Annotated in this window: 8 protein-coding genes; 2 read left to right on the top strand and 6 right to left on the bottom strand. The window is 60.9% G+C overall.

Translation table 11 applies throughout. The features are described 5' to 3' along the window. The 6 genes from FDY95_RS26620 to FDY95_RS19235 form a co-directional block, all read right to left on the bottom strand. On the bottom strand, window positions 1-226 hold a 226-nt coding region (locus FDY95_RS26620; protein WP_212744927.1), incomplete at its 3' end, for a hypothetical protein. 59 nt (window positions 227-285) lie between these two features. Beyond that, entirely contained in the window at window positions 286-1,557 is a 1,272-nt protein-coding gene (locus FDY95_RS19255) for an adenylosuccinate synthase (RefSeq protein ID WP_138080148.1), read from the bottom strand. Beyond that, entirely contained in the window at window positions 1,558-1,908 is a 351-nt protein-coding gene (locus tag FDY95_RS19250) for an STAS domain-containing protein (protein ID WP_078011413.1), read from the bottom strand. Then, the gene (locus tag FDY95_RS19245; RefSeq protein WP_111479134.1) at window positions 1,905-2,375 is read right to left on the bottom strand and encodes a Fur family transcriptional regulator; all 471 of its coding nucleotides are present in this window, start codon (window positions 2,373-2,375) and stop codon (window positions 1,905-1,907) included. Before FDY95_RS19245 ends, FDY95_RS19250 begins: the two co-directional genes overlap by 4 nt. 329 nt (window positions 2,376-2,704) lie before the next feature. Then, the gene (locus FDY95_RS19240) at window positions 2,705-4,912 is read right to left on the bottom strand and encodes a RelA/SpoT family protein (protein ID WP_138080147.1); all 2,208 of its coding nucleotides are present in this window, start codon (window positions 4,910-4,912) and stop codon (window positions 2,705-2,707) included. A gap of 203 nt (window positions 4,913-5,115) precedes the next feature. Then, entirely contained in the window at window positions 5,116-5,625 is a 510-nt protein-coding gene (locus FDY95_RS19235) for a hypothetical protein (protein WP_171025752.1), read from the bottom strand. Window positions 5,626-6,092: 467 nt separating this feature from the next. Here FDY95_RS19235 and FDY95_RS19230 point away from each other — a divergent pair, with 467 nt between their 5' ends. Together FDY95_RS19230 and paaZ are read left to right on the top strand one after the other, a co-directional pair. Next, complete coding sequence (locus tag FDY95_RS19230; protein WP_138080145.1) at window positions 6,093-6,875, top strand: enoyl-CoA hydratase-related protein; 783 nt, start codon at window positions 6,093-6,095, stop codon at window positions 6,873-6,875. 161 nt (window positions 6,876-7,036) lie between these two features. Further along, window positions 7,037-9,091, top strand: coding sequence for a phenylacetic acid degradation bifunctional protein PaaZ (paaZ, locus tag FDY95_RS19225; RefSeq protein WP_138080144.1), 2,055 nt, complete (start codon window positions 7,037-7,039; stop codon window positions 9,089-9,091). The last annotated feature ends 95 nt before the right edge of the window (window positions 9,092-9,186 follow it).

Below are 9,186 nucleotides of genomic sequence, written 5' to 3'. Positions count from 1 at the left end.
TCGTTTCGAAGCGAAACGGAGGGCAAAGATCGGAACCTTTTCGCTTTCGTGTCAAGCCCAATCGACAACTTTTTTTTTGTCGCCGGTTGTTCTCGCCGCTTCCTGCTGAATCGGGGTGCAAAGGTAGCACTTCCAATTTCAGAAAGTCAAGAGACTTGATCGAAAAACTTTTCAAAACTTCCTCGTTTGAGGTTTCAGCTGGCCGTTTGCCGAACTGGGATGACAAAGGTAAGGCCCGCTTGCGCAATGTCAAGCGGGCCTTTGCATTTATTTTTCGACTGGTGTCTAGCTCCGGTGGATGGTGCTGATGCGGTCGGGGCCGACGCTGACGATGCTGACGGGGACTTGCAGCTGCTGCTCAAGGTATTGCACGTAGGCGGTTAGTTGGGCAGGCAGATTGGCGGGCTCCGAGATGTTATCGAGGCTGGTTTGCCAGCCGGGCAGCGGGGTGTACTCGGGGGTGAGTTCCTGCAGTTCGGCTAGGTCGGGCAGGTGCTCTGTAGTACTGCCATCGGGGCGGCGGTAGTTGGTGCAGACCTGGATTTCGTCGAAATCGGAAAGCACGTCGGCTTTCATCAGGTGGATTTCGGTGACGCCGTTCAGCATGATGGCATAGCGCAGGGCCGGCAGGTCGATCCAGCCGCACCGGCGGGGGCGGCCAGTGGTGGAGCCGAACTCGCGGCCGGCCTGGCGGATCTTCTCCCCTACTTCATCGTGCAGTTCGGTGGGGAACGGGCCGCTGCCGACGCGGGTGCAGTAGGCTTTGCTGATGCCATACACCTTATCGATATGCTTCGGGGCGATGCCGAGGCCGGTGCAGGCGCCGGCTACCACGGTGCTGCTGGAGGTGACGAAGGGGTAGGTACCGAAGTCGATGTCGAGCAGGGAGCCTTGGGCGCCTTCGGCCAGGATGCGTTTGCCCTGGGCCAGCAGATCGTTGAGGAGGTACTCAGTGTCGGTGAGGCGGAGTTGGCGGAGCTCTTCGACGGCTTCGAAGAAAATGGGCTCGGCTTCCTCAATTTCCAGTTCGCGCTGGTGGAAGTTGGCAAGCTGGCGGTGACGGGCTACGGCTTCATCGTAACGCTCCTTGAAGTTGGGGTGCAGGATGTCGCCGACGCGGAGACCGGTACGGCCGATCTTGTCCTGGTAGGTCGGGCCGATACCTTTTAAGGTGCTGCCGATTTTGCCGCCGCCGCGGGCTTCTTCCCAGATCCGGTCCAGTGCGCGGTGCGAGGGGAGGATGAGCTGGGCCTTCTTGGAGATGTAGAGGTTGGCGGTGCCGTCGACGCCGCGGGCGGCGAGCTTGCGCAGCTCTTCGCGGAAGACGACGGGGTCGAGGACGACGCCGTTGCCGACTACATTAATAATGTGCGGGTGGAAGATACCCGATGGCACCTGGTGCAGGACGTGCTTGGTGCCGTTGAAGGTGAGGGTGTGGCCGGCGTTGGGGCCGCCTTGAAAACGAGCTACTACGTCGTACGTGGGTGCAAGCACGTCCACGATTTTACCTTTTCCTTCGTCGCCCCACTGGAGGCCAACGAGTACGTCTACGGGCATTTAATTGGCGTTTTTGAGCAAGCTAGAGGCAGCTGCTTCGTCGTCGGCGATGGTGAAGATGGAGGTGAGTTTGGTTAGCGCCAGCATTTTGCGCGGGTGCTCGGCGGGGTTGATCAGCACCAGCTCGCCGCCGCGGCTGCGGAATTTGGTCAGCAGCGACACGAGGACGCCAATGCCGGAGCTGTTGACGTAGCGGACGTTGGAGAGGTCGACGGAGCAGAGCTTCACGGCCTCGTCGCCGAGGTGCTGGTCGACGGTCTGGAGGAGTTGTTGGGAATCGGGGCTGCCAATCAGGTCGCCGGAAAGGCGGACCGAGAGGATGCCGTCTTGCAGGTTGGCGTCGGTTCTCATTCGGGGTTGGTACGAGCGGCTTTGGCGCGGCAATCGCCGCAAATGCCGTAAAGATTCAGAGAGTGGTGCAAGATATGGAAGTTCAATAACTCCCCGACCATCGTCTGGATGCCATGGATGCGCGGGTCGCAGAACTCGACCACTTTGTGGCACTCGGTGCAGATGACGTGGTCGTGCTGGCGGTAGCCGTAGGACTTCTCGTACTGGGCGAGGTTGCGGCCGAATTGGTGCTTGCTGACGAGGTGGTGCTCGACGAGCAAATCCAAGGTGTTGTACACGGTGGCGCGGCTGACCTGCACGCCGCGGTCTTTCATGCCGGCGTAGAGCTCTTCTACGTCGAAGTGGCCGGTGCGCGAGTATATTTCCTCCAGGATGGCGTACCGCTCGGAGGTTTTGCGCAGGCCCTTGCTTTCGAGGTAGGCGGTGAAAATCTTCTTTACCTCCTCGTACTTGGCAACATCTAACATGACCACAGATGGGCTATGATTCGGGACTGATAACTATGATGCGCGTGGTTTTGTCGCAGCACAATTATGGGCCGGGTGGATTTACTGGTGGATGACTCCTATATATACTAAGGAGTACTGGTTTTAGACTCGGATGTACTGACGAGCCGGTTTAGTGTTTGTGGACAGCAATTGAAACATAAACTTCGGTGCTTTCTGGCCGTCATGCTTCATCTGGCGTCCGCCTGTCGAAGCATCTCTACCGCTTCGTTGAGTTTACTATCGGACGAAGCGGCAGAGATGCTTCGACAAGCTCAGCATGACGTTCTTTTTGCTTTTGTCCACACAGTCTAAGAGCCAAACCGCTCAACAGACAGCACGCCGCGCACCCGGCTGAGGCGCTGGATCAGCTTTTCGAGGTGGGCCGTGTCGTTGACGAACACCATGATCTGGCCCTCGAACATACCGTCGTCGGAGTCGATGGTGATGGAGCGCATGTTTACTTTGAGGCTATTGGAAATGATTTTGGTGACATCGTTGACGAGGCCGACGCGGTCGGAGCCCTTGATGCGGATACCGGCCAGGAAGGCCAACTCCAGCTGCTCGGTCCACTTGGCGCGCACGATGCGGTTGCCGAAGCTGGACATGAGCGTGGTGGCTTTCGGGCAGGACGTGCGGTGAATGACGATGCCCTGGTCGGTTTCGAAGCCGAACACGTCGTCGCCGGGGATGGGGTTGCAGCAGGTGGCGATGGTGTAGCGGATGTGGTCGGTGGTCTGGCCGATGACCAGCATATCCGGGCGCACGCCGCGTAGCTTCTGTACTTCCTTATCGAACGCCTTGGGCTCCAGCATCGAGGGGCTGCTCGGGAGCGGGACGGCAGGGTCGAAGAGTGTTTCTTTGATTTCGCGGCCGTCGACCTGGCCGATGGCCAGGCGGTAGTAGAATTCGTGCGCGTTGTGGACGTTGAAGTGAGCCAGCAGGCGGTTCAGGTTGTCCTGGCTTTTGTCTATGCCAATCAGCTCCAGGCGCTTTTCGAGCAGGAATTTGCCGTCTTCGGCCTTGGCGCGCTTGTCGTCGCGCAGGTAGTCCTTAATGCGGGTACGGGCCTTGGAGGTGGTGACATAGCTCAGCCATTCCTCCGTCGGGCGCTGCTTTTGGGAGGTCAGGATTTCGACCTGGTCGCCGTTGCGCAGGCGGTAGCTCAGGGGCTCCAGCTTCTGGTTGACTTTGGCGCCGAGACACTGCAGGCCGATTTGCGAGTGGATTTCGAAGGCAAAGTCTAAGGCCGTGGCGCCGTCGGGCAGGATGACAAGCTTGCCTTTGGGAGTGAAGACGTATACCTCCTTAACAAACAAGTTCTGGCGGAACTCGTCCATGAACTCCAGGGCGCTGGAATTGTTGGTTTCGAGCATCTCGCGCACCTTGTTGATCCAGGCTTCCAGCGAGGATTCGGGCTGCACGGCGCCGGTGTCCTTGTATTTCCAGTGCGCGGCGTAGCCTTTTTCGGCAATGTCGTCCATGCGCCGGGAGCGAATCTGCACTTCCACCCACTGGCCGGTTTGGGACATGACGGTGGTGTGCAAACTCTCGTAGCCGTTGGCTTTGGGCGTGCTCACCCAGTCGCGCAGGCGGTCGGGGTTGGGCTGGTAGAAGTCGGTGACGATGGAGTAGACGCGCCAGCAGGCGGCTTTTTCCTGCTCCGGCGGCACGTCCAAGATGATGCGGATGGCAAACAGGTCGTAGACTTCCTCGAAGGGAATGTTCTGCTTGCGCATCTTCCGCAGGATGGAATAGATGCTTTTGGGACGGCCCTTGATTTCGAAGTCGAAGCCCTGGGCTTTGAGCTCGTCGTCCAGGGGCGCCACGAACTCCTTAATAAAGCGGTTGCGGGCGCCGCGGCTCTGACGCACCTTCTGCGTCAGGTCGCGGAAGGTGTCGGTGTCGGTGTACTTCAGGTGCAGGTCCTCCAGCTCGCTCTTGATGGCGTAGAGGCCGAGGCGGTGGGCCAGCGGGGCGTAGAGGTAGATGGTTTCCGACGCGATTTTGAGCTGCTTGTGGCGCGGCATCGAGTCGAGCGTCCGCATGTTGTGCAGGCGGTCGGCGATTTTGATGAGAATCACGCGCACGTCTTCCGACAGCGTGAGCAGCATCTTGCGGAAGTTCTCGGCCTGCTCGGAGGTGCCGTAGTCGAACACGCCCGAAATCTTGGTCAGGCCGTCGACGATGCGGGCGACCTTGGTGCCGAACTCGCGCTCCACGTCGGAAATTTCCCAGGGCGTGTCCTCCACCACGTCGTGCAGCAGGGCCGCCACGATGCTGGTGGTGCCCAGCCCGATTTCCTCCACCACAATCTGCGCTACGGCCAGCGGGTGCAGGATGTACGGCTCGCCGGACTTGCGGCGCATGTCCTTGTGGGCCTCCAGGGAGGTGTTGAAGGCCTTTTTGATGAGCTTGGCGTCGCCCCCTTTGAGGTAGGGCTTGGCCGTGCGGAGCAGTTTGCGGTAGTGGCGCAGGATTTCCTGCCGCTCTACCTCTGGATCTATGAGAGTTGCCATTGGCGAAAAAGCACTGCGGGCCGCTGGCGAAGGGCGGCCGACGAAGGTACGAAAACCGCGCCCGGTGGGTCCCTCCTACCGGGCGGAACTGTTCGGATGAACGGTTCGGCTGGGCGAAGGGGTGGTTGGGGTTGGTGGTACGGGGTAAGATAACAGCGGGAGGGGACTGGGCGTTACCGGATGCGGTAAGCGTTTGATAATGGTTACGCCCAGCTTTTCACTTTTACGGTTCTGCTGCGCCATAACCAATGCTGCAACCAATTCTTTGGGTGCAGCTCTTCATCCGATTCGATTGGACGCGAACCAGCATACGTGTCGCCCTTGTACCACACTGCAAGGCGTAACTGGCCGCTTTGTAATTGCTGAATGAACGTAGCTGCATCAGTAGCATCTTGTTCGGGATGCGTGCCTTCGTGCCAGCCGAAATGAGTGTGATACTCCTCGAAGCCAACCGTTATTTCATGCTCCGCAGAAGACACCCAAAACTCGCCTCCTGACGGAGTTTGCATGTTTATTTCGAATACTTCGCCCTGCTCAACGACAAAATTGGTCAACTCCGGGAGTAGTCGTAGGAATGTAGTCAGAGCCTGAGAGGAGTAGGACGAGAGCATACAGCAAAATAAAACCAGCGCTGCAAATAGCTCATTACCATCGAATGTCAGCACGCGAGATTCCTCGACTTCGCTCGGAATGACGTTCGGGAGTCGCAGCAACGAAGCGGTAGAGATGCTTCGGCTGCGCGGACGCCAGGTGCAGTCGGGCTGGGTGGTACGCGTTAGCGGAAGAGCATCAAGACCGAACGGAACAGCAGTTAGCGCGTGCGGAACAGGGCTCAGGCCGCGCGGAAGACCAGTTAGCTCGTGCGGAACAGTGCTTAGGCGGTGCGGAAGAGCAGTTAGACCGGGCGGAACAGTGCTTAGAACGTGCGGAAGAGCAGTTAGAACGTCCGGAAGAGGGCTTAGCTGGTGCGGAAGACCAATTAGAAAGGGCGGAAGAGCATCAAGCGGCTCCGGAAGCGGGTTTGACCGGCCGGGCAAGCGGCTAAGTGGAAAAACCGCCGTTTTTCCCTAACACTTGTTAGCTTTGGTCGGACAAGGCGGCAACGCTTGCCGCTTTGCCGCGCGGCGTCATGGACTACGCGCTGCTGCCGTTTTTCTGACCTCTCTCCCACCCTTCCCTTATGTCCGATTCCTCCCTGCTTTTCTCCCTCGACGGCGGCGTGGCCACCATCACGTTGAACCGGCCGCAGGTGTTCAACAGCGTCAATAAGGAAGTGGCGCTGGCTTTGCAGGAACGCCTGCGCGAGTGTCAGCGCAACCCCGAGGTGCGCGCGGTGCTGCTGACCGGCACCGGCCGGGCCTTCTGCGCCGGGCAGGACCTGGCCGAAATTACCGGGCCCGACGCGCCCGAGGTGGCCGACATCGTGGAGAAGCACTACAACCCCATCGTGGAGCTGATTCGGGCGTTGGACAAGCCGGTGGTGGCCGCCGTCAACGGCGTAGCGGCCGGCGCGGGTGCCAACCTGGCCCTGGCCTGCGACGTGGTGGTGGCCAAGGAGTCGGCCTCGTTTATTCAGGCGTTCAGCAAGATTGGGCTGATTCCGGACAGTGGCGGCACCTTCTTCCTACCCCGGCTTGTTGGGATGCAGCGGGCTTCGGCCCTGATGATGACCGGCGACAAGGTATCGGCGGCCGAGGCCGAGCAGATGGGTATGATCTACAAGGTGTTTGCCGACGACACGTTCGAGCAGGAAGCCCAGGCGCTGGCGAAGAAGCTGGCGGCCATGCCCACCAAGGGGCTGGCTTACACCAAGCAGCTGCTGAACGGCACCTTCGGCAACGACCTGACCCAGCAGCTGCGCGCCGAAGGCGACTACCAGCTGCGCGCCGGCGGCACCACCGACTACCGCGAAGGCGTAGCGGCGTTCCTGGAGAAGCGCCAGCCCACGTTTACCGGCCAATAATCAGCACGATGTAGAGACGCATACTTGCGTCTCCTCGTTGAATGATTAACGACCGGACGACGGCCACGCGGCGCGGACGACGAGACGCAAGTATGCGTCTCTACATCGACCAGACTTTCCTTTCGACTGACCAGCCGCCTCGGCGGCATCTGCTTCTTCCCATGAGCACTCCCACCCTCGAAAACTACGCCCTGGGCCGCTGGATGCCCGGCGCGGGCCCCAAGCAAGAACTCTACGACGCCTCGACCGGTGAAGTCATTGCCCTGGCCGACGGCGAAGGCCTGGACTTCGCGGCCATGCTCGACTACGCCCGGCGCGTGGGCAACCCGGCATTGCGCAAGATGACCTTCCACGAGCGGGGCCGCATGCTCAAGGCGCTGGCACTGTACCTGACCGAGAAGAAGGAGCAGTTCTACACCCTCAGCTACCGCACCGGCGCCACCCGCGCCGACTCCTGGATTGACATTGAGGGCGGCATCGGCAACTTGTTCGCCAACGCCTCGCTGCGCCGCAAATTTCCCGATAAGCCGTTTTACGTGGAAGGGGAGCCGATTGGGCTGTCGAAGGGCGGCTCGTTTATGGCCCAGCACCTGCTGGTGCCGCGCGAGGGCGTGGCCGTGCACATCAACGCCTACAACTTCCCCATCTGGGGCATGCTGGAGAAAATTGCGGTCAACCTGCTGGCGGGCATGCCGGCCATCGTGAAGCCGGCCGTGCCCTCGGGCTACTTGGCCGAGGCCGTGGTGCGCGAAATCGTGGCTTCCGGCATCCTGCCCGAGGGCGCGTTGCAGCTGGTCGTCGGCTCGGGTGTGGGGCTGCTCGACCACGTGGACTACCGCGACGTGGTGACGTTCACCGGCTCGGCCGAAACCGGGCGCAAGCTCAAGGCGCACCCGCGCATCATTCAGGAAGCCGTGCCCTTCAACCTGGAGGCCGACTCGCTGAACGCCGCTATCCTCGGCCCCGACGCCACGCCGGGCACGGCGGAGTTTGACCTCTTCATCAAGGAGGTGCGCAAGGAAATGACGGCCAAGGCCGGGCAGAAATGCACCGCCATCCGCCGCGCCATCGTGCCGGAGCACCTGGTGGAGGACGTGCAGATTGCCCTGGGCAAGGCGCTGGCGCAGACTACTATCGGCCACCCGCAGGCCGAGGGCGTGCGCATGGGCGCGCTGGCCGGCATGGAGCAGGTGCAGCGCCTGCGCGAGAAAGTGCAGCAGCTGGCCAAGAACACGCCCATCGTGTACGGCGACCTGGACAACGTGCAGGTGATTGGGGCCGACTGCAAGACCGGCGCGTTCATCTCCCCCATCGTGATGCTGAACTCCGACCCGTTCCGCCTCACCGACTCGCACGAAGTAGAAGCTTTCGGGCCGGTGACCACGCTGATGCCCTACAAATCGGTGGACGACGCGGTGAAGCTGGCCAACATGGGCAAAGGCTCCCTGGTGTGCTCGGTGGCCACGAATGACCCGCTGGTGGCCCAGGAATTCGTGCTCGGCGCGGCCACGCACCACGGCCGCATCCTGGTGCTGAACCGGGAAGTGGCCAAGGAAAGCACCGGCCACGGCTCCCCGCTGCCGCTGCTGGTGCATGGTGGCCCCGGCCGCGCGGGCGGCGGACAGGAAATGGGCGGCATCCGCGGCGTGGAGCACTTCATGCAGCGCGTGGCCGTGCAAGGCTCGCCCAGCATGATTACGGCCATTTCGGAAGTGTACCAGCAGGGCGCCCGGCAGACGGAGCGCGACAAGCACCCCTTCCAGCACTACTTCGAGGAGCTGAGCATCGGGCAAACCTACACCACGCACCGCCACACCGTCACGGAGGCCGACATCACCAACTTCGCGCAGGTGTCGGGCGACAATTTCTACGCCCACGTCGACGCGACTTCGTTGGAAGGCACGCTGTTTACCGGCCGCGTGGCCCACGGCTATTATATCCTCTCGAAAGCCGCCGGCATGTTCGTGGACCCGCGCAAGGGGCCGGTACTGCTCAACTACGGCCTCGACGAGTGCCGCTTCACCAAGCCCGTGTATCCCGGCATGACCATCGGCGTGCAGCTGACGGTGAAAGAGAAGATTGGTCAGGAAAAACGCTCCGACGACGACGTAGCCAAGGGCATCGTGCGCTGGCTGGTGCAGGTAACCGATGAAATCGGCGACACCGTGGCCGTGGCGACCATTCTGACGATGGTGAAGAAGAAAGACCAGAACTGATTTAGCCCGCAGAGGACGCAGAGGTTTGGCGCAGAAGGCGCTGAATGTTCTGCGTCCTCTGCGTTTTCCTCAGCGCCCTCTGCGGGCTAAAAAAA

It is taken from the genome of Hymenobacter jeollabukensis, assembly GCF_005771675.1.
GTDB classification, from domain to species: domain Bacteria; phylum Bacteroidota; class Bacteroidia; order Cytophagales; family Hymenobacteraceae; genus Solirubrum; species Solirubrum jeollabukense.
The sequence above is the reverse complement of the archived record's forward strand: the minus strand, read 5'-3'. Positions and strand labels throughout refer to the sequence as shown.

Bases quoted from the DNA above. Each gene is read 5' to 3' on its own strand.
- FDY95_RS19255 (WP_138080148.1), bottom strand. From the start codon at position 1,557: ATGCCCGTAGACGTACTCGTTGGCCTCCAGTGGGGCGACGAAGGAAAA.
- FDY95_RS19250 (WP_078011413.1), bottom strand. From the start codon at position 1,908: ATGAGAACCGACGCCAACCTGCAAGACGGCATCCTCTCGGTCCGCCTT.
- FDY95_RS19245 (WP_111479134.1), bottom strand. From the start codon at position 2,375: ATGTTAGATGTTGCCAAGTACGAGGAGGTAAAGAAGATTTTCACCGCC.
- FDY95_RS19240 (WP_138080147.1), bottom strand. From the start codon at position 4,912: ATGGCAACTCTCATAGATCCAGAGGTAGAGCGGCAGGAAATCCTGCGC.
- FDY95_RS19230 (WP_138080145.1), top strand. From the start codon at position 6,093: ATGTCCGATTCCTCCCTGCTTTTCTCCCTCGACGGCGGCGTGGCCACC.
- paaZ (WP_138080144.1), top strand. From the start codon at position 7,037: ATGAGCACTCCCACCCTCGAAAACTACGCCCTGGGCCGCTGGATGCCC.